The following is a 19,562-nucleotide window of genomic DNA, read 5'->3' on the forward strand; positions in this document are numbered from 1 at the left end:
GCCGAGACCTCAACTGTCAGGCGAAGGCCCGCTCCATCCTTCGGAAGGAGAGCAATCTTTCTGCGCTGAGCCTGCCATGGCGAACGGCATCGTCCAAAGCGCATTCTGGAGCGGAGGAGTCGTGCCGGCAGCCACGTGGACAGGCAGTGACGATGTCTTTGAGATCAGGGAACGCTCCGATGAAGGCCTCGGCACGAACATGGCTGATCCCGAAGGAACGTACACCGGGGGTGTCGATGATCCAGCCGCCGCTGGGCAGGGCGATGGCGGCCGCGGATGTGGAGGTGTGGCGTCCCTTGCCGGTCACGTCGCTGACCGCTCCAGTGGCTCTGCCAGTTCCGGGAACCAGCGCATTGACCAGCGTCGATTTTCCCACTCCGGAATGTCCGATCAGTACCGTCACGTGGTGCTCGAGGAGACTTCTGACAGGAGAAAGATCGCTGCCGGGGTGGATCACGACGACGGGGATCTCCAAAGGGGCATACGCAGTACGGAGCGCATCGGGGGACGCAAGATCAGCTTTGGTCAAGCACAGAATCGGAGAGACCTGGGCGTCGTAGGCGGCGACCAGGATGCGGTCGATCATTCCCGTTTTCGGTTCCGGATCCGCTAGAGCGGTAACGATCATCAGCTGATCAGCATTGGCGACGATGGGACGTTCAAATGTGTCAAGGTCATCGGCAGAACGACGCAACCATGTGCGACGCTCTTCGACCTCGACGATGCGAGCAAGGGAACCGGCAGCGCCAGAGACGTCACCGTCCAACTTGACCCGGTCCCCGACGATGACGCCCTTGCGTCCCAGGATGCGTGCTTTGGTCGCAGTGACTGCGGTACCGTTGTTGAGGAAACAGCGGTACCGACCCCGATCGATGGAAACAACCAAAGCATCCGGGGCACTCGAGTAATCGGGGCGATCCTTGGTGCGTGGGCGGCTGCGTTTTCGGGGACGTTCGAAGGACGCATGGTCGTCCTGCCAGCGTGCCATCAGGCGGCCACCAAGCGGTTCCAGAGTTTCGGAAAATCCGGCATGGTCTTCGAGACACAGGATACGTCATCAACGGTGGTGCCCGGCCTGGTCAATGCGATGATCGCAGCGAAGTGCACCATGCGGTGGTCGGCATAGGAGGACAACGCGACAGGAGTTCGTTCCTCCGGCTTGCCCACGATCTCCAAGCCGTCATCATGCTCGATGACTGCGATATCCATCTTCTGGAGCTCGGTCCTGAGCGCGGTCAGACGGTCGGTCTCATGGCCGCGGATGTGTGCGACACCCATTATCCGGGTGGTTCCCTCCGCCTGAGCAGCAAGGGCGGCCACGACAGGGGTCAGCTCTGAGGCGCTGTGCAGGTCGATGTCAATCCCCTGCAATCGATCGGGCCCGGTGACGGTCACGCCTTCCGGGCCACGGGATGTGGTGCAGCCCATCCGTTTCACTACATTCAAGAATTGTTCTCCTGGCTGAAGGGTGGATTCAGGCCATCCCGACACCGTGACGGAGCCGCCTGTGGTGGCGCCAGCAGCGAGGAAGACCGCGGCATTGGTCAGGTCGGGTTCAACACGCAGATCGAGTGGCGTGATTGGGCCGGCATGGACTCGCCACGAGAATGCATCCGTTTCATCTTCATCGACGAGCACACCGCGGCTGCGCAGCATCGCCAAGGTCATCTCTATGTGGGGTCGGGAAGGCACGGATTCTCCGATGTGACGCAGCCTGAGACCTGATGGTAGACGTGCTCCGACCAGCAATAGCCCGGAGAGGAACTGGCTGGATGCAGACGAATCAACCGTGACCTCGGGGTTACTCACAAGCGGTCCCGGGGACAGAACGAAGGGTAGTGAATCGGTCTCGATTCTTGCGCCCAACTGACGCAGACCATCCAGAAGTCCGGACATCGGGCGGGTCGTGGCCTGCGGGTCGCCGAAGAAAAGGGTGGGGGTAGCGGCCAAGGCCGCCATGGGGGGGACGAAACGCATCACTGTGCCGGCAAGACCACAGTTGATGCCGTCTGGGGCCCCGTGAAACCGTTCCGGGGGGGTGATGTGCAACTCGCCGGGGCTGAGCTCCTCGATGATTGTTCCAAGCGCGCGCAACGCATTGAGCATGAGGGTGCAGTCTCGTGACTTCAGTGCTCCAGTCAGTATCGACGGGCCACTCGCGAGTGCGGACAACACCAGTGCCCGGTTCGTCTCTGATTTGGAACCGGGCACCTCGACAATTCCCCGGACTGCTGTTGCAGCTGTCGCGAGGAAGTCAGCAGTCAGGAGGTCACCGCCTGCCGTGCCTTCTTGGCGGCCCGAGCCTTCATCCGGCGGCAAAGTTTGTGGGAAGCATTCTTGCGGCGCCACGAGGCACTGGGACGACCTTGAAGATCCTGGGTTGCGAGCAGGGATGCGCCGAGGAGTGCCACGTTCTTCAGTACTTCGGGGCGTCGTGCCTGCTTTTCGTCGGGATCGGAGCCCTTCTCGGGAAGGGCTACGGCGATGTTCAAAATGCTCGCCTTGGCCAGCAGGCACGCCCCGATGCGGCGACCGATTCCGGTTGCAAACATCACGCCGCCGGCGACCTCGACGGCACCGCAGATGCGCACCCAGGATTCTGCTCGGTCGGGCACGTGCGAGGAATAGCTGGAGGGGACAACCCGCTGAACGATGGGAGTGACGCGGGATGTGAACGCCTCGGCTTCTGGGGCCAACTCGTTCGGTGAGGTGACTTTACGCACGCCATCAGCGACGAAGGTGCTGGCGAAAAGGCTACGGGCTAGGAAACGCAACAGACTCATGTAGTCAAACTTACCCATGTCAACGTCTGGTTGGAACGACTGGGGGGTGATGTCATGGACATCGACGGGTACGGGAATATTTCCCCGGTTCCGGTGTGTTCACTCTGCATGACATCTGCTGTCCTGTCGGGGGCTCCTCCTTCGATGCGGAGCCGGACCCCGGTATGTTCTTTCGTGATGGAAGAAAGCGACACCACCCTCCTGGATGCAGCAGAGTTCGGGTTGGCGTTCGAGAACGAGGCCTTGACGCATCTCGACCGCCTCTATTCCGCTGCCCTGCGCATGACCCGAAACCCTGCTGATGCCGAAGATCTGGTGCAGGAGACCTATGTGAAGGCTCTGAGAGGCCGCGACTCGTTCAGGCCAGGTACAAACATGAAGGCCTGGTTGTACCGGATCCTCACCAACACCTATATCAACTCCTACCGGAAGGCCGCCCGCTCACCGCAGACGAGCGGGGACGAGGAGGTCACAGACTGGCAACTGGCGAAAGCCGCCTCCCATGACTCCCAAGGATTGCGGTCGGCCGAGATGGAGGCCCTCGACAACACTCCCGACACTGTCGTGGCAGATGCGATGGCCGGGCTTGCCGAGAATTACCGGTTGGCGGTGTACCTCTCCGATGTTGAGGGATTCAGTTACAAGGAGATAGCCGCCATCATGGGAACCCCGATAGGCACTGTTATGTCACGCCTGAACCGTGGCCGCGCACAGCTACGTAAAGTCCTTGCAGCTTATGCTGCTGAACGTGGTATCGGAGGTGTCAGGGCATGACCGATCCTGACATGTCGAGACACGAACACGAGGGAATGGATGAATGCCTGCAGGCTCTGGATGCGTTGCACGCTTTCCTGCACGGAGAACTGCCCGAATCGGATGCCGATCACGTGCGACACCATCTACATGCTTGTGAGCGATGTATGGAGAGCTTCGAGATTGAATCCGTCATCACCGAGATGATTCGCCGAAGCCAGCCGGCCACCGCCGCTCCGGCAGCGCTGCGCGACAAACTCATGGCTCTCTGCCTCTCCCACTGAGGTCTCCTGCGCACAACGATGCCCCCGTTCCTGTGATCGAGAACGGGGGCGGATCGCTTCACGCGTCAGGCGTTGGGACGCTTGCCGTGATTGGCCTTGCTCTTGCGACGTGCGCGACGCTTACGGCCGGTCTTGCCCATCGGGGTCTCCTTCTTCCAGTTGCGACGGCCATTGTGCCAGATGCTTCGTGGCGTCACCAGTCAAGACGATGGCAGAGTAGGGCCATGGTGAGGAAACATCCCCCCGACGAACTATCCGATTCTGAATGGCTTCTGGCCTTCCGGGGGCAGTGGCACCTTTTGAGCGATCTGTCGTTCTCGGACCTTTTGTTGTGGGTTCCTGAGGACGACAGCCCTGGGTGTGAGGTGTTCACATGCATTGCCCAGATTCGTCCGGTGACCGGACCGACGGCGTTGGAAGACGACGTAATAGGGGAACAGATCGCCTATGAACTTGACCACCAGGTAGTGGTGGCCTACATGAGCCATGAGATCAGCGAAACCAGCGACAACGCGCTGTCCGCCGGTATACCCGTTGATGTATGGGCCATACCGGTTCTCCGAGGAGGCCGTTGCATCGCGGTGCTGGAGCGTCATACCAACCAGATGGGTATGCGTGCCACCGGTCTCCTGGAGGAGAACTACCTCAAGGCCGCGGACATCCTGACCAGCATGATCCGTGAAGGGGACTTTCCTTTGGCTCCGGTTTCCGACAAGGCCTTTGCCCCCCGGGTGTGTGATGGGGTTCTCCGGGTTCAGCCCGGCGGGCGGATCAGTTACGCCTCACCGAACGCGATCACCGCCTTCCGGCGGCTCGGTGCTCAGGGCGACATCGCGGATGAAGATTTCACCGCCTTGATCCGAAGCGTCATGCGTGGGGTTGAATCCATGGGGCAGACCGTGCAGGCTGATCTGGCGGAGCAGCGCAGCGTCGTTTTCGACGTGGAGCAGCCACGCGCATCCATGCGTGTAGTGGTGCTTCCACTCGTAGTACAGGACGAGCCGATGGGCTCGTTGATCCTATGCCGTGACACTACGGATCTGCGGAGCCGCGATCGCATGCTCGTGACCAAGGACGCCACCATTCGGGAGATTCACCACCGGGTCAAGAACAACCTCCAGACAGTGGCGGCTCTGCTGAGGATGCAGGCTCGACGGATCAAGTCTGAGGAGGGCCGGGAGGCATTGCAGGATGCGATGCGCAGGGTGTCATCCATAGCCGTCGTTCACGACATGCTGAGCCACAACCTGGACGAGGACGTGATCTTCGACGGTGTGTGTGACCGCATTCTTCGTATGATCGGCGATCTTGCGGCCACTTCGGGAGCTGTTGAAGCAGTTCGCGTGGGTAGTTTCGGGGAGATTAGGGCCGAAACCGCGACGTCCTTGGCCATGATCATCACAGAACTCTGCCAAAACGCTGTCGAACACGGCATGGATGGTGGGGAGGGTCGCATCGAGGTGAGGCCCAAGGTGTCCGAGGACGAACTGGTCATCGACGTGGTCGATGATGGAGCAGGTCTACCCGAAGGGTTCGTCCTCGGACATCAGACCAGCCTTGGTTTGGCAATCATCTCGACACTTGTCGGGGATCTGGGCGGGACTCTGGAGATCGGGAACCGGGAAGATGAACCCGGGGCCTGCGCCCGTTTGGTGCTGCCTCCACTGTCATGATTTCATGCCGAGAAACGGGCCTGGTGGAAGCATCATGACCTGTTGCGGCGATGGATAGGTTCGCTCCGCGTCTTTCCGATGAAAGTCACTGCGCCGCGATCCGCCCTCCGAGGGTCTTTGTGGGTTCAAAGCCATGAGGAGTCCCGCGCTTCTCAGCTGGCGCGCACCCGGGAGCGAGCAGCGCGGCGCTTCATGGCTCGTCGCTCGTCCTCGCTCATACCACCCCAGACACCGTGGTCCTGGCCAGCGTCCAGCGCCCAGTTGAGGCACTGGTCTTTAACAGTGCAACTTTGGCAGATCTTCTTGGCATCCTCGATCTGCTGGAGTGCAGGGCCGGTATTGCCGACAGGGAAGAACAGCTCCGGGTCCTCTGTCAGGCAGGCTGCCCTGTGGCGCCAGTCCATGAATGGCACTCCTTTTTCGGCTAGGTGATCTTTCGAGCGGATAGAACTTACTCCGGTCTACAGCAATAAACAACCCTGCCACTCCGTGAGGCCGACGGAATTCGGAGTTCAGCTCAAGCGGCCGGCCCCTCCAGAGGGAGTCGCCGTGAACCATGAAGGTTTCTGAAAACCGGCCTTCTCGAACGCTTCGTGAATGGCTGAGCCGATGCGATTGGCCTGTCCCGTGGAGCACCACGCGATGATGCAGCCACCGAAGCCGCCGCCCGTCATCCGGGCTCCAAACGCTCCGTGCGTCAAGGCTGTTTCCACGGCGAGGTCGACAGTGGGTACCGTGATCTCGTAGTCCTCGCGCATGGAGATATGGGATTCATTCAGCAGGCGAGGAAGTTCGGACAGCAGTCCTTTCCTGGCCAGGTCCAGGGCAGCGTGGGTCCGCTCATTCTCACTGACCACATGTCGAACCCGTCTGCGCATTTGTGTGTCGGGGAGTCGCGACAGGGCGGCATCCAGGTCCGTGACATCGCGTAGAGCTCTGACCCCGAGAATCTTGGCAGCCTGTTCACAGGTGGCGCGACGTTCCCCGTACTCACCATCGATGTGGCTGTGCGGGCTGTGGGTGTCGAGAACCAGGATTTCAAATCCCTGGTCGTGCAGCGGCAGTGGCACATCGGTGGTTTCAAGAGTGCGGCAGTCGAGGAAGAGCCCGTGGCCGTTTCGGCAGAGGGTACTGGCTGCTTGATCTAGGAGCCCGGTGGGAGCACCCACGTAGACGTTTTCCGCCCGCTGTGCAAGCTGGGCACGTTCCATCGGAGCGATGCTCAGGCTGAAGAGATCACACATTGCGGCCATGACTGCGCACTCGATTGCTGCAGAACTGGATAGACCGGCCCCGAGAGGCACATCTGAGGTGAGTGCCAGGGTGACCGCTCCTACCTGGTGCCCTGCCTCGCGTAGTACCCACAGCACTCCGGCCAGATAGGCGGCCCAGCTACCTTGCCCGGGAGCAAGAGCGGACAATGACACTTCCATGGTTTCCGATAGGTCTGCCGCATGCATGACGATCAGGCCGTCATCACGATGCCCCGCTGCGATGAGAGCGCGTTGCTCTAGGGCGAAGGGGAGGACGAAACCGTCGTTGTAGTCGGTGTGTTCGCCGATCAGGTTCACCCGCCCGGGGGCGAACCAGATTCCCTCCGGGTCGGATCCCGCCAGCTTCCGGTAGCAGGTGGTCAGCTTCTCAACGGCCTCCATTGTTCACCTTTTCTCAAATCCGGGATCTTGTGGGTCGGGCAGATACTTTCCGGTGTTGGAAGCTTGCCTGCCATCGGGAAGTAGCGTTCTCACGCCCCGAATGCACTGTTCATCAGATCTGCTGTCTGTTGCTGATGAACCTTCATGGAGCCGACTGATGGTGCAGAAGACCACGGTCGTGCCACCCGGTGCATGCGCAACGGAATGTCTGTGTGGTTCGCCACAGAATTCGGCAGATGCACAGAGATGAACGGCCATGGTCCCTGGTTGGCGGGCTCGTCCTGGACGAATCGGATGTCGGTGACGTGGCGGTAGCGCTCCAGTACCTTGGCCATCTCGGCTCCGGGTAGCGGATAGAGACGTTCCAGGGAGATGATTGCCACTTTGCCGTCGAGACCAGACTTCTCCCGGTTCGCCACGAGTTCCCAGCGGATCTTGCCGGAGCAGATCAGCAGACGGGAAACTTCGGACGGATCTGTGATCGTCGGATCGTCCAGCACCGGATGCCAGACTCCTGAGGTGAATTCCTCCGGCAGCGAGGCGGCCGCCTTGCTGCGCAACATCGACTTGGGGGTGGCCACCACGACCGGGCGGTGGTAGTTGACGTAGGCGTGCTGACGCAGCAGGTGGAAGTAACTGGCTGCCGTCGAAGGCTGGCTGACGGCGAGAGCGTTCTCGGCGCACAGCTGCAGCCAGCGTTCGATGCGTGCAGAGCTGTGGTCCGGACCCTGCCCCTCGAAACCATGGGGCAACAGCACCACCACACCGGACTTCTGGTCCCATTTCGCTTGCCCGGAGACAACGAACTCGTCGGCAATGATCTGGGCCCCGTTGGCGAAGTCACCGAACTGCGCCTCCCACAAGACCAAGGCGTCCGGTCGGGCCACGGAGTAGCCATACTCAAAACCCATGGCCGCGTACTCACTGAGCAGTGAGTCGTAGACGTCGAAGGTGGCTTGGTCGTCGCTCAGGTGTTTCAGGGGAACCCAGGCTTCGTTGGTGATGCGGTCCACGATTGCTGCGAATCGTTGCGAGAAGGTCCCACGGCGTGAATCCTGCCCGGCCAGCCGGACGGGCCGACCCTCCATCAGCAGTGAACCGATAGCGAGTAGCTCGGCGGTAGCCCAGTCGATGGGGCCGTTGAGGATCTGCTCGGCCCGGCGTTTCAGTTGGGGCAGTACCTTCGGATGCGGGGTGAAACCCTCCGGGAGAGCGGTGTGCACCTCACTGATTCGGTGCATCATATCTGGTGTTATTGCGGTGAGTTGGTGCCCCTGCTTCGTCGGGTAATAGGGCACTCTCGTGTACTCCTCGATCACCGCGTCGGTGTTCTTGGCGTCGCGCGCTTCCTTGAACACGTTCTCTAGGCGAGCCCTGAACTTGTCCATCACGTCCTCGGCATCGGACACGGAAATGTCACCACGCCCGATCAGCGCTTCGGTATACAGGCGCCTTACGGAACGCTTTTGCTCGATCAGGTCGTACATCTTGGGCTGCGTGAAACTTGGATCGTCACCTTCGTTGTGGCCGCGGCGCCGGTAGCAGACCAGATCGATCACGACATCCTTGTGGAATCGCTGTCGATAGGCGAAGGCCAGTCGGGCGGCGCGGATGCAGGAGTCGGGATCGTCGCCATTGATGTGAAGCACCGGAGCGGAGATGGCCTTGGCGACATCCGTGCAGTAGGTAGAGGTGCGTGATTCGATGGGGGCGGTTGTGAACCCCACCTGGTTGTTGACCACGATGTGGATGGTGCCTCCGGTCTTGTAGCCACGCAGTTGGCTCATCTGCAAAGTCTCGAAGACGACCCCCTGTCCGCAGAAAGCTGCGTCGCCGTGCAGGAGAAGTGGCAGTACCGGAAAGTCGTCTTTCCCTATCATGTCCTGTTTCGCTCGGGCGATTCCCTGGAGAACGGGATTCACTGCCTCAAGGTGAGAAGGGTTGGCTGCGACGGAGGTTTTGATGGTGGCTCCGTTATTGGCGACGAACTTGCCTTCCGACCCCAGGTGATATTTGACGTCGCCGGTTCCGGAGACATCAATGGTGCCTGCGAACTCGTGGAAAATCTGAGCGTAGTCCTTGCCGACGATGTTTGAAAGAACGTTGAGACGCCCACGGTGTGGCATGCCTATGCACACCTCATCGAGTTGCTCGTTTGCTGCTTGCTGGCAGATTTCGTCTAGCAGGACGATGACGGATTCACCACCCTCTAGGGAGAAGCGTTTCTGCCCGACGAATTTGGTCTGCAGAAAGGTTTCGAAGACCTCGGCCTCGTTCAGCTTGTCGAGTGCGTGCATGTGCTCTTGATGCGTCAGAGCTTGGCGCGGTATTTCGATGCGATCCTGGAACCACTTGCGCTGCTGGGGGTCCGCGATGTGCATGTACTCGACGGACACGGTTCGGCAGTAGGAGTCCTGCAAAATTGCGAGGATCTCCCGTAGCGAGCGGTAGACCCTTTCCTGTCCGCCGAAGGTACCTACAGCGAACTCGCGGTCCAGGTCCCAGATGGACAGGCCATGGGCTTCCAGGCGGAGGTCTTCGTGTGAGCGTTGCCGGTACTCCAGAGGGTCGGTGTCGGCCACCAGGTGCCCTACTGAACGGTAGGCGTTGATGAGTTCCAATACCCGTCCCTGTTTCGCGACCTGGTTCTCTCGGTAGGTGGAAACGTCGACGCTCCACCTCAATGGCTCATACGGTATGCGCAGGGCTTCGAAAATTGTGTCGTAGAAGTTCTCTTCCCCGAGCAGCAGCTGGTGGATGATCTTCAGGAACTCACCTGATTGGGCACCTTGGATAACTCGATGATCATAGGTGGATGTGAGAGTCGTCACCTTGGAGATTCCGAAGTCGTCAACATGGAACAAGGAAGTTCCTTGGAACTCCGCTGGATAGTCGATGCTCCCAACCCCCAAGATCATTCCCTGCCCGTTCATCAGGCGGGGTACGGAATGATTCGTGCCGATCCCTCCAGGATTGGTGATGGTAGCTGTGGTTCCGGCGAAATCAGCCACGGTGAGTTCCCCGGAACGCGCCTTGGCAATGATCTTTTCGTAGGCAGCCCAGAATTGAGCGAAATTGAGTTTCTCGCATCCCTTGATGTTGGGAACGAGGAGTTGGCGAGTGCCATCTGATTTCTTGAGGTCGATGGCGATCCCCAAGTTGATTGTGGGATTCTCAACCAATGTTGGTTTGCCATTGATCACGTCGTAGGAGTTGTTCATCGAAGGCACTGCCTTCAGCGCCTGGATCATTGCGTAGGCGATCAGGTGGGTGAAACTGACCTTGCCGCCCTTGGATGTTTTCAGGAAGTTGTTGATCCCGGTGCGCTGATCGATCACGAGTTTCATGGGGACGGAACGTACGGAGGTGGCGGTGGGCACACTCAGCGAGGCATCCATGTTTTTTGCGGTGCGCATCGGGGCCCCACGAAGTACGGTCAGGCGGGGTGCCACGGCGGAAGGCTCAGGACGTAGTGATGGATTCGGGGCATTTGCCGACAGGCCGGCTCCGGTGCCTGGGGTGGAGGGGGATTCCCTGGTGGGTTTGACTGATTCCACCTTTGGCTGGTTTCCCTCCCCCCGAGGGGTGCGCTCCCGCGGGGGAGAGGAGGGGTGGTCACTGTGTACCGGGGAGGTGGGATTCGTGTTGGCGGGAGTCGCCTTGTCCTTGAAGAAGGCCTGCCATGTTTCGTCCACGGACGAGGGATCTTTCTCCCAGGCTTCCCGCATCTCGTCAATCAACCAAGAGTTCGCGCCAAATGCATCATGTGATTCAGGTGTCGACATCTTCGCCAGTGGCTGTTGCCACGATCCCCTTACGTGAGACTACTGCTTGGGCGTCAGGCTTCATCGCCCAGTGATCAGCTTAGCGAACTTCGCTCAGGATGGCTGGGGTTGGGACGGGAGGAGGCGCGCCACGCGAGTCCTGCCGAGAAGCCTGCCAGGAGCACGAGAAGTGTGTTGCGCATCACCAGGGTGGAGGATTCAAAGCCAGAGCCGTTGGGGATCGCCATGATCCCCAGAGTTCCCCATGGATAGGTGTATTGGGTGAGCACCGCCACGATTACCAGACCGGTTGCCAGTATCCGGCGAGGGAGTCGTAACCAAGGACTGGTGCCAAGGGCGAGCAGGGCTGCCAATGGCCCTGCCAGCCACTGGACGTACTGTGTGGACAGGGTTTTGTTCGCGATCACGGTGGCGAGTACCACGGCCAGCACTGACAACAAGATGGCCTGCGGCAGGTTTTCGTTGTGTGAGCGGAAATTACGAAGCAGCCTCCACGTGAGCGCCGCGGTGAGCAGGAGCGAGCCCACTGTGAGGAAAGTTGACACCCCAAGAAGAACATCGACAGCCGGTCCTTGGAACTCGATGGCGTTGTATTTGCTGAGCGCCACCTGCCAAGCCGGGTTGGTGGTGAACGTTCGTAGGAACACGAGCGCCGTTGCGGGTACCGACTCCATCTGGAGCCCTCGGCTCGACTGCCAGGTCATGGGGGAAATAGAACGGGACCATCCACCGATCAGGAGTGATGCAAGGCCCAGAGAGAACCCAGCAACAATAAAACCAATCAGTCGGAATCGTCCTGTTCCTTTGTGCAGAGGTGCAGGGGCTGACATCGGGGCGATCAGTAGGGCTGGCCAGAGTTTTATCGCCGCGCCGAGGCCGATAAGGGCCCCCGAGAGCGCGGGATGGCGATTCAGCCACAGGCATGCCAGTGCAACGGCTGCTGCTGTCAACATGTCGAAGCGGAACCACACGATGGGTCCGCAGGCGCCTATGAACAGGATCCAGAAAACGGTGGCGCTCACTGAGCCGTATCTGAAGAGCATCGCTGCCACGATTCCGTCGAGCAGGAGCATGGCTGAGGCGAAGACTGGAAGCCAGGAATTGAAGGCGGTGGCGCGATAGGGCAGGGAGGCGGTGAACCAAACCGCGAAGAGTAGGACGATAAGGGCGCCCCCCCCGACGAGGGCAGGTTTCCTGCGGTTGTGACTCCACAGCACTGCGAGAGGGATGATGCCGATCAGAAATCCCCCGAGCAGGAGGAAGGGTAGCCACGGGGGGTGGCCTCCCCCGAGCGTGTAGAGAAACTCAAGGAACCAGACAGCGGGAAGCGGGTATTCTGTCATCACACCGGACCCCGCCATGGCCGTGGCGCACTGCGAATTGTGGCTACCATCCCCGAGCAGGCACCAGAGCCAGTACCCGTAGTAGCTGACGTCGTTCTGGACGAAGGACACGTGAGGGATTTTCCACAGCAAGACGTTGAATGCGCGGGTCGCTACGAACACGAGCATGAGTGTCACGGCCCATTTGGTGCGGTAGGAGCGCTTGATGGACGGTGGTGTGGTCTCGGTCAAGCGCGGACCCCCTGGAATTCTGGGCTCGCCGGCCACGCCGGCCCTGAAGCGCCCCCGCGAGGATTCGAACCTCGGCACCCGCCTCCGGAGGGCGGTGCTCTATCCCCTGAGCTACGGGGGCTTCGACGTGCGAAAGGCTAGCATGAACCCGGACGTCCGGGACAACTTGGAGGTTCTGGGACGGCCTGAAATCCTTGTCGTTGGTGAGGTTGGATTCCACCACGATGTGCTCGTGACAGTTCGTGGGAACGGCTGTCGCCCTTTGTGGACCCAACACCGGAGCTAGAGAGCGCCTGCGGTGATCCAGGACGCCAGCCAGCCTGTCAAGAACGTGCTGTGTCATGGCTTCCTGGCGTCGTTGCCGGGCATCCTGCTAGTTCCGCTGTGACCAGGTTATGGTCTGTGGAGGGCAGTCGAGTGCGCGAATGACCTGCGTGATTGTGTCAGGGGTGCGGTCGGTGACCCGGCTCGGCAGGTACCGTGAGATGGTTGATGCCGAAACCTCTGTTCGTGGGGTCGTTTGCTTCCCGAAAAGGACCGGCGCTGCCCTGGGGGAGGCCCAGCTCCTGATGGAGAAGGGTCGCGAGGTGCTTCTGGTCGTTCCCCAGCCTCTTCTACAGGCGTGTGATGATCATCCTGTGATTTTGCCTGACGACTTTTCTCCATATCATGGTTGGGTTCTTATGCCCAGTTCATTCCTGATGAGTTCGGCTGCAGGCCCTACCTGATCATCGTGTTCCTCGGGCTGTTCGTGTTCTCCCTGTAGGCCTTCATCGGCCTGCTCAGCTGGCTGCGGCTGTCCAAGATGTTCTCGCTCAGGATTTCGGGTATTCACGCTGTGGAGCACGAACGGCCTCTGCTCGTTGCACCCGTTTTGTGGGATGCGTCGGAGTTTCATCTGTCCCGGTACGCCCCTTCTGGCAAGCTTTGGCCTCATGACTCATGCTCACATCGCCGGTTCGATTCACGCCGACGTCGCCAAAGCAGGACCGCAGTGGCTCACGTTGCCCGAGGACCTGAATCAGTTGCGAGCGGAGCTGTGGCCTTCAGGGACCGAACGGGACGAAATGGGGCGCATCGTGATTGGTGGGGTCCCTCTGACGCGGGTCGCGGCCGAGCAGGGCACACCCGCCTACGTGATCGACGAACAGGATTTCCGCACCAGATCGCGGGCCTTCCGCGACAATTTTGCCAGGTGGCGGGTCTATTACGCGGGAAAGGCATTGTTGACCCGGGCGGTGGCGCGCTGGGTTACCGAGGAAGGGCTCCACCTGGATGTGACGACCATGGGGGAGATGCGGATCGCCCTGGCCGGGGGGATGCCGGCGGAGCGGCTCGGGTTCCATGGCAACAACAAATCGGTGGAGGAAATCCGTTTCGCCCTGGAGCAGGGAGTCGGGCGCATCATAGTCGACTCCTTCCATGAGATAGACCGCATCGAGGCGGCCTGCCAGGAGCTTGGGAAACGGGCTCATGCGCTGGTACGGGTCACTACCGGGGTGGAAGCCCACACGCATGAGTACATCGCCACGGCTCACGAGGACCAGAAGTTCGGTCTGTCCATCCTCGGGGGTCACGCCCTCGCGGCGCTGGTGCGGTGCCAGTCGTCGCCCTTCATCGAGCTGCGTGGTATTCACAGCCACATCGGCTCCCAGATCTTTGAGACCCATGGCTTCGAGGTGGCGATTCGTCGCACACTGCGACTGGCGGAGCAGTTTCGTGTCGCCACTGGGGTGGAACTGGCGGAGCTGGACCTCGGGGGTGGTTTCGGAATCGCCTACACGGAGGCCGACTCACCCATGCCAACCGACGCCCTCGCTCAAGCCTTCGAGGACATCCTCGATCACGAGTGTCGAGGTTTCGGATTGAAACGCCCCCAGCTCAGCATCGAACCCGGACGTGCTATCTGTGGCCCAGCCGGGGTTGCCCTGTACGAGGTCGGGACAGTGAAGGTCGTGGAGTTGGAGAACGGGCGTTCACGCACCTACGTTTCTGTCGATGGGGGCATGAGCGACAACATCCGCCCCGCCCTGTATGCCGCCGAGTACTCCTGCGCCTTGGCGAACCGGACCTCGCAGGCCGAGCCTGTGCTCGCGCGGGTCGTTGGGAAGCACTGCGAAGGAGGTGACATCTTGATTCGGGATGTCTTCCTGCCCCGGGACATCCAGCCGGGAGACCTGATCGCAGTCCCGGGGGCCGGGGCGTATTGCCGATCCATGGCCAGTAACTACAATCAGGTCCCGAAACCGCCCCTGCTGGCGGTGTGCCAGGGGGAGACACGAACGCTTCTCAGGCGGGAGACCCTGGAAGACCTGATGCGACTTGACGTAGGGGAGTGAACATGGCTGAGGAGACTTCGCCGTTGAAGGTGGCACTGCTCGGTGCCGGTGTGGTTGGTTCTCAGGTGGCCCGAATCCTGAGCCAGGAAGCGGATTCCTTGCGCCAACGCATCGGTCGACCCTTGGAACTCGTCGGCATCGGGGTGCGCAGGCTGGACGTGCAACGTCCAGGAATCGATCCCGACCTGTTCACCATGGATGTGCATGGCCTCGTCACGCGTGGTGACTTGGATCTCGTCATCGAGGTGATCGGTGGCATCGAGCCCGCGCGGACCCTGCTCACCGAGGCCATGAACGCGGGTGCCTCGGTGGTCACCGCCAACAAGGCGTTGCTGGCCGAGGACTTGGCACAACTGAGTGCAACAGCCAAGAAAAACGGCGTCGACCTCTACTATGAAGCAGCGGTGGCGGGAGCGATCCCGATCATCCGGCCACTCAGGGAATCCCTAGTCGGCGACGAGATCCGCGCGGTCATGGGGATCGTCAACGGCACCACCAACTACATTCTCGACCAGATGACCACCAATCACCTGAGCTTCGAGGTGGCGCTGCGCCAAGCCCAGGAGCTCGGTTTCGCGGAGGCTGATCCCACCGCTGACGTCGAGGGCAAGGATGCGGCTGCGAAGGCAGCGATTCTTGCGGGGTTGGCGTTTCACACCGAGGTGCACAGCTCTGAGGTTTTCTGCGAGGGCATCACGTCGGTGACGGAAACTGACATCCGGGCTGCCGACCGGATGGGGTGTGTGGTGAAACTGCTCGCCGTAGCCAAGCTGGCAGACGATGATCGAGTCATCGTCAAGGTTCATCCCACCATGATCCCGAAGACCCATCCACTGGCCTCTGTTTCTGGCGCTTACAACGCAATTTTCGTCGAGTCGGTCGAGGCAGGGCAACTGATGTTCCTCGGACAGGGAGCGGGTGGTGCCCCCACAGCCTCCGCAGTCATGGGAGACGTGGTGACTGTGGCCCGCAACCGGGTTCGGGGAACCGCTGGTCACCTCGGGACCGGATACACCAAGCGCGGGGTCGCCCCGATCGGGGATGCGACCAGCCGCTACTACATTCGTTTCCAGGTGGAGGACAAACCAGGTGTGCTCGCCAAGTGCGCCACTATCTTCGGAGCCCACCGGGTATCCCTACAAACCTGCCAGCAGTCCTACCTGGAAGGCTTGGGACGCACCGACGGGTTCACCGCGGAGTTGAACTTCATGACACACGATGCACGTGAACAGGACCTCCAGGACGTCGTCGCGGCGCTGCGGGAGGCTCCCTTCATCGGGAACGCCATTGACTACATGCGCATCGAGGGCAAGTGAGACTCACCGTACGTGTCCCGGCAAGCACCGCCAACCTGGGGTCGGGATTCGACTGCGTGGGGTTGGCCGTGGACTGGTTCGATGAACTGACATTGGAGGTCTCGAGGACTGGGGGCCTCCAGATCGAGGTGTTTGGTGAGGGTTCCCATCAGGTGCCTCGCGACGAGTCCCATCTCGTGATCGCAACGTTGCTGCACGCCCTGCGCCAGTGGGGTGTGGCCCCGCCGGGCGGATTGCTCCTGAGGACGCGCAACACGATTCCGCACTCGCGCGGGCTCGGCTCTTCCGCGGCGGCCATAGTGGCTGGCTGTGCTTTGGCCCACGGCATTGCCTTTCCAGATGAAGAGCTGGACCGGGTCGAATTGACCCGGGTCGCCAGTCTTCTGGAGGGGCATCCCGACAACGCGGGTGCGGCGGTCTGGGGAGGTGCGATACTGGCCTGGCTGGATGGTGAGCGGGTGGAACTGATTCGGTTGCGGCTCGTAGAGGGTCTGCGGTGCCTTGCATTCGTCCCCGATCTGGAGGTCCGTACCGAGGGAGCCAGAGCTGTCCTACCCGACATGGTGCCCCGGAAAGATGCTGTGGCCCAGGCCGTAGCTGCGGCTTCCCTTCCCCTGGCTCTTGAACAGCGTCCCGATCTGTTGTTGTCCGCAACCAGGGACCGTTTGCATCAGTTCCAGAGAGCCGAGTTGATGCCGGCCTCCTGGTCGTTGCTGCGGCGATTGCGGCGGGTAGGAATTCCTGCGACCATTTCCGGGGCGGGCCCGACTGTGTTTGCGATCGGTCTGGAGGACCAGCTGGCGAAAGCGGACTCCCTTGAACATGAGGGATTCCAACGCCACGACCTCGTGCCTGGTGAGGGAGTGCAGCTCGTGGATTGAGCAATGCGGGTGTCTCAGCATCCGAGCGGCGTACGACCACGTACGCGAGTACGGTGGACGGCTTCTGAGTGTGGACGCAACAATTTCAAGAAGTCCTGTGGATGGAAGCCGGTCCCCGTGAATGCATCGACATGAGACCTGATCGTGTTGCTCCATGGGGGTGGAAGACGTGAAGGGGTCTATGGTGCCTATGAGCTTGCGAGTAGAGCTCCACTGCAACGCCCTGGAACAGCATCGAACCCTCTTTACGTAACGCCAGCTGGGGAGAAGGTCGGGTCTCGTGTTATTATTTCGGTAGTCAACTGAACGGCGTCGGTGGCGGTTTCTTTTACCACCGTGAAATGAGCGCTTTGACTAGACACTTCACCGGTTGGGCAATTTTCAGTGCCACCGGTTTCCTGAGTTAAGGAAGGCATTCCGTGACCGAATCCGGTTCCAGCTCCCTGGCAGACCTGAAGCTCCCTGAGCTCAAGAAGATGGCAGCAGGGATGGGTATCAAGGGCACTTCTGCGATGCGCAAGGGTGATCTGATCGCCGCGATTTCCGGCGAGGTCAACGTCCCTGCCAGGCCTGATCACAAAGCCCGTACCTCACCTCCTAGGAAGCGAGCCGAGGTCGAACCGCAGCTCCCTGCGGAGGCGTCGGAACATGCCGGTCCCGAGCGGCCGAAAGTGGAGAAAACAGAATCCGAATCACCCGTTCAGCAGCACCAGTCACGGGTGGATGGTGAAGGCGTTAGTCGCAACCGTCGGCGCCGTGAACGTAACAAAGAACGTGACCGTGCGGCGCAGGAAGCGACGAACGAAGAGGTCGGAGAGCGTTTGGCTGCTGCTCTTGGGCAGACCGGTACCTCCACCGCAGCGCCCGTCCTTGCCACGGCAAGCACAGGGGTAGGGCGTTTCGAGGAAGAGAACGAAGGCGGACGTCGCGGACGGCGCCGTCGCAACCGTGATCGCCAGAACCGTCGCAACCGTGGTTCTGGGGGCATGGACCGCTTCGAGAATGAACCCACGGTTTCCGAGGATGACGTTCTTGCAGCCGTTTCCGGGATTGTTGACATTCTCGACAATTACGCCTTCGTTCGCACCACCGGGTACCTCCCCGGGCCCAACGACGCCTACCTGCCGTTGGCCATGGTGCGTAGATTCGGGTTGCGTAGAGGCGATGTGATCGTCGGTGCTATCCGCACCCCCCGAGAAGGTGAGCGCAAGGAGAAGTACAACCCGCTGGTGCGGATCGACTCCATCAACGGTGACGATCCTGAGAGGGCGAAGCAGCGTCCCGAGTTTGCGAAACTGACGCCCCTCTACCCCCAGGAAAAGCTCCGCCTCGAAACAGTCAATACGCAGCTGACAGGTCGCGTCATCGACTTGGTTGCCCCGATCGGCAAGGGGCAGCGTGGCCTCATCGTTTCCCCACCCAAGGCCGGCAAGACGATGGTAATGCAGGCCATCGCGAACGCAATCGCCGCGAACAATCCTGAGGTTCACCTCATGGTGGTTCTCGTCGATGAGCGTCCCGAAGAGGTCACGGACTTTCAGCGGACCGTCTCCGGTGAAGTGATCGCTTCCACCTTCGACCGTCCCGCTGAGGACCACACAGTGGTCGCTGAACTAGCCATCGAACGTGCCAAGCGTCTCGTCGAACTTGGTCACGATGTGGTTGTATTGCTCGACGGGATCACTCGTCTGGGTCGGGCGTACAACCTGGCGGCCCCTGCTTCTGGGCGCATTCTTTCCGGCGGTGTCGATTCAGCAGCCCTCTATCCACCTAAGAAGTTCTTCGGTGCGGCCCGCAACATAGAAAACGGCGGCTCCCTGACGATTCTGGCGACCGCTCTCATCGAGACCGGGTCCCGCATGGATGAGGTCATCTTCGAGGAGTTCAAGGGCACTGGCAATATGGAGCTCAGGCTCGCCAGGCAGCTTGCTGACAAGCGGATCTTCCCCGCGATCGATGTGGACGCTTCCGGAACTCGCCGTGAGGATCTGCTGCTCGGTCGCGACGAGTTGAACATCATCTGGAAGTTGCGTCGCGCGCTTTCCGGGCTCGACGACCAGGCCGCTCTGGAGACCCTGCTGGCAAGGATGCGAAAGACGCAGAACAACCATGAGTTTTTGCTCAGTGTCCTGAAGACCACTCCGGCTCAGGATGGCTGAGCCGATTGCGCCGGAGCCGTCGGGATCGTTTTGATTCGGCGGCATTGGCTGGCACAATTGCAGGCCGTGCCGGTTCACGCCCGCCGACGGTGTGGCGACCCGGGAAGAACACACCTAGGAGAAAATCATGAAGCAGGGTATCCACCCCGAGTACATCGAGACGAAGGTTCACTGCACCTGTGGCAACACCTTCACCACCCGCAGCACCTCGAAGAAGGGGGCTTTGAACGCAGACGTGTGCTCCGAGTGCCATCCCTTCTACACCGGCAAGCAGAAGATTCTTGACACCGGTGGCCGTGTCGCTCGTTTCGAGCGCATGTACGCCAAGAACAAGAAGAAGTGAGCTCACGGGGCCTGCGA

At 60.7% G+C, this 19,562-nt stretch carries 16 protein-coding genes and 1 tRNA gene; 8 read left to right on the forward strand and 9 right to left on the reverse strand.

From position 1 onward, the window contains the following. Positions 1-16: 16 nt before the first annotated feature. Genes rsgA through V7R84_RS01195 form a run of 3 tightly spaced genes read right to left on the reverse strand, consistent with a single transcriptional unit; the run spans position 17 to position 2,783 of the window. On the reverse strand, positions 17-988 hold the full coding sequence (gene rsgA / locus V7R84_RS01185; RefSeq protein WP_338571186.1) for a ribosome small subunit-dependent GTPase A: 972 nt from the start codon (positions 986-988) through the stop codon (positions 17-19). Beyond that, positions 988-2,265: a 3-phosphoshikimate 1-carboxyvinyltransferase gene (gene aroA / locus V7R84_RS01190; protein ID WP_338573768.1), complete on the reverse strand. Its 1,278-nt coding sequence runs from the start codon at positions 2,263-2,265 to the stop codon at positions 988-990. The genes rsgA and aroA overlap by 1 nt, the downstream gene beginning before the upstream one ends. After that, positions 2,262-2,783: a DoxX family protein gene (locus tag V7R84_RS01195; protein ID WP_338571188.1), complete on the reverse strand. Its 522-nt coding sequence runs from the start codon at positions 2,781-2,783 to the stop codon at positions 2,262-2,264. Before V7R84_RS01195 ends, aroA begins: the two co-directional genes overlap by 4 nt. A gap of 177 nt (positions 2,784-2,960) precedes the next feature. Here V7R84_RS01195 and V7R84_RS01200 point away from each other — a divergent pair, with 177 nt between their 5' ends. Further along, positions 2,961-3,557: a sigma-70 family RNA polymerase sigma factor gene (locus V7R84_RS01200; RefSeq protein WP_338571191.1), complete on the forward strand. Its 597-nt coding sequence runs from the start codon at positions 2,961-2,963 to the stop codon at positions 3,555-3,557. Further along, on the forward strand, positions 3,554-3,820 hold the full coding sequence (locus V7R84_RS01205) for a zf-HC2 domain-containing protein (protein ID WP_338571193.1): 267 nt from the start codon (positions 3,554-3,556) through the stop codon (positions 3,818-3,820). The genes V7R84_RS01200 and V7R84_RS01205 overlap by 4 nt, the downstream gene beginning before the upstream one ends. A gap of 65 nt (positions 3,821-3,885) precedes the next feature. On the opposite strand, the gene V7R84_RS15380 is transcribed toward V7R84_RS01205, so the two are convergent. Continuing rightward, positions 3,886-3,960: a 50S ribosomal protein bL37 gene (locus V7R84_RS15380; protein WP_395858221.1), complete on the reverse strand. Its 75-nt coding sequence runs from the start codon at positions 3,958-3,960 to the stop codon at positions 3,886-3,888. A gap of 84 nt (positions 3,961-4,044) precedes the next feature. Between V7R84_RS15380 and V7R84_RS01215 the strand changes: the two genes are divergently transcribed. Continuing rightward, the gene (locus V7R84_RS01215) at positions 4,045-5,493 is read left to right on the forward strand and encodes a sensor histidine kinase (RefSeq protein ID WP_338571195.1); all 1,449 of its coding nucleotides are present in this window, start codon (positions 4,045-4,047) and stop codon (positions 5,491-5,493) included. A gap of 152 nt (positions 5,494-5,645) precedes the next feature. Here the strand turns inward: V7R84_RS01215 and V7R84_RS01220 are convergent, their stop codons facing one another. The 5 genes from V7R84_RS01220 to V7R84_RS01240 all read right to left on the reverse strand — a co-directional run bounded on the left by V7R84_RS01220 (position 5,646) and on the right by V7R84_RS01240 (position 12,628). Next, entirely contained in the window at positions 5,646-5,897 is a 252-nt protein-coding gene (locus V7R84_RS01220; protein WP_338571197.1) for a WhiB family transcriptional regulator, read from the reverse strand. Positions 5,898-6,005: 108 nt separating this feature from the next. After that, a complete protein-coding gene (gene galK, locus V7R84_RS01225) occupies positions 6,006-7,148 on the reverse strand; it encodes a galactokinase (protein WP_338571199.1) in 1,143 nt (380 codons plus the stop codon). A gap of 89 nt (positions 7,149-7,237) precedes the next feature. Continuing rightward, positions 7,238-10,933, reverse strand: a complete 3,696-nt coding sequence (locus V7R84_RS01230; RefSeq protein ID WP_338571201.1) for a multifunctional oxoglutarate decarboxylase/oxoglutarate dehydrogenase thiamine pyrophosphate-binding subunit/dihydrolipoyllysine-residue succinyltransferase subunit — start codon at positions 10,931-10,933, stop codon at positions 7,238-7,240. Positions 10,934-11,007: 74 nt separating this feature from the next. Continuing rightward, on the reverse strand, positions 11,008-12,507 hold the full coding sequence (locus V7R84_RS01235) for a glycosyltransferase family 87 protein (RefSeq protein ID WP_338571203.1): 1,500 nt from the start codon (positions 12,505-12,507) through the stop codon (positions 11,008-11,010). 49 nt (positions 12,508-12,556) lie between these two features. Next, positions 12,557-12,628, reverse strand: a tRNA-Arg gene (locus V7R84_RS01240). Positions 12,629-13,442: 814 nt separating this feature from the next. Between V7R84_RS01240 and lysA the strand changes: the two genes are divergently transcribed. The 5 genes from lysA (at position 13,443) to rpmE (ending at position 19,545) form a co-directional block, all read left to right on the forward strand. After that, on the forward strand, positions 13,443-14,846 hold the full coding sequence (gene lysA / locus V7R84_RS01245; protein ID WP_338571204.1) for a diaminopimelate decarboxylase: 1,404 nt from the start codon (positions 13,443-13,445) through the stop codon (positions 14,844-14,846). A 2-nt stretch (positions 14,847-14,848) separates the two neighbouring features. Then, entirely contained in the window at positions 14,849-16,162 is a 1,314-nt protein-coding gene (locus V7R84_RS01250; protein ID WP_338571205.1) for a homoserine dehydrogenase, read from the forward strand. Further along, positions 16,159-17,043 (forward strand): homoserine kinase, encoded by an 885-nt coding sequence (gene thrB / locus V7R84_RS01255; RefSeq protein WP_338571208.1) that lies wholly within the window; start codon positions 16,159-16,161, stop codon positions 17,041-17,043. Before V7R84_RS01250 ends, thrB begins: the two co-directional genes overlap by 4 nt. Positions 17,044-17,462: 419 nt before the next feature. After that, a complete protein-coding gene (rho, locus tag V7R84_RS01260) occupies positions 17,463-19,202 on the forward strand; it encodes a transcription termination factor Rho (RefSeq protein WP_338571210.1) in 1,740 nt (579 codons plus the stop codon). 127 nt (positions 19,203-19,329) lie between these two features. Beyond that, positions 19,330-19,545 (forward strand): 50S ribosomal protein L31, encoded by a 216-nt coding sequence (gene rpmE, locus V7R84_RS01265; RefSeq protein ID WP_338571212.1) that lies wholly within the window; start codon positions 19,330-19,332, stop codon positions 19,543-19,545. The last annotated feature ends 17 nt before the right edge of the window (positions 19,546-19,562 follow it).

Source organism: Arachnia propionica, assembly GCF_037055325.1.
In the GTDB taxonomy this organism is placed as follows: Bacteria; Actinomycetota; Actinomycetes; order Propionibacteriales; family Propionibacteriaceae; genus Arachnia.

Excerpts from the sequence above, each read along its gene's own strand:
- rsgA (WP_338571186.1), bottom strand. The coding sequence starts at position 988 with ATGGCACGCTGGCAGGACGACCATGCGTCCTTCGAACGTCCCCGAAAA.
- V7R84_RS01200 (WP_338571191.1), top strand. The coding sequence starts at position 2,961 with ATGGAAGAAAGCGACACCACCCTCCTGGATGCAGCAGAGTTCGGGTTG.
- rpmE (WP_338571212.1), top strand. The coding sequence starts at position 19,330 with ATGAAGCAGGGTATCCACCCCGAGTACATCGAGACGAAGGTTCACTGC.
- galK (WP_338571199.1), bottom strand. The coding sequence starts at position 7,148 with ATGGAGGCCGTTGAGAAGCTGACCACCTGCTACCGGAAGCTGGCGGGA.
- V7R84_RS01220 (WP_338571197.1), bottom strand. The coding sequence starts at position 5,897 with ATGGACTGGCGCCACAGGGCAGCCTGCCTGACAGAGGACCCGGAGCTG.
- V7R84_RS01205 (WP_338571193.1), top strand. The coding sequence starts at position 3,554 with ATGACCGATCCTGACATGTCGAGACACGAACACGAGGGAATGGATGAA.
- V7R84_RS01250 (WP_338571205.1), top strand. The coding sequence starts at position 14,849 with ATGGCTGAGGAGACTTCGCCGTTGAAGGTGGCACTGCTCGGTGCCGGT.
- V7R84_RS01195 (WP_338571188.1), bottom strand. The coding sequence starts at position 2,783 with ATGAGTCTGTTGCGTTTCCTAGCCCGTAGCCTTTTCGCCAGCACCTTC.
- lysA (WP_338571204.1), top strand. The coding sequence starts at position 13,443 with ATGACTCATGCTCACATCGCCGGTTCGATTCACGCCGACGTCGCCAAA.
- V7R84_RS01215 (WP_338571195.1), top strand. The coding sequence starts at position 4,045 with ATGGTGAGGAAACATCCCCCCGACGAACTATCCGATTCTGAATGGCTT.
- V7R84_RS01230 (WP_338571201.1), bottom strand. The coding sequence starts at position 10,933 with ATGTCGACACCTGAATCACATGATGCATTTGGCGCGAACTCTTGGTTG.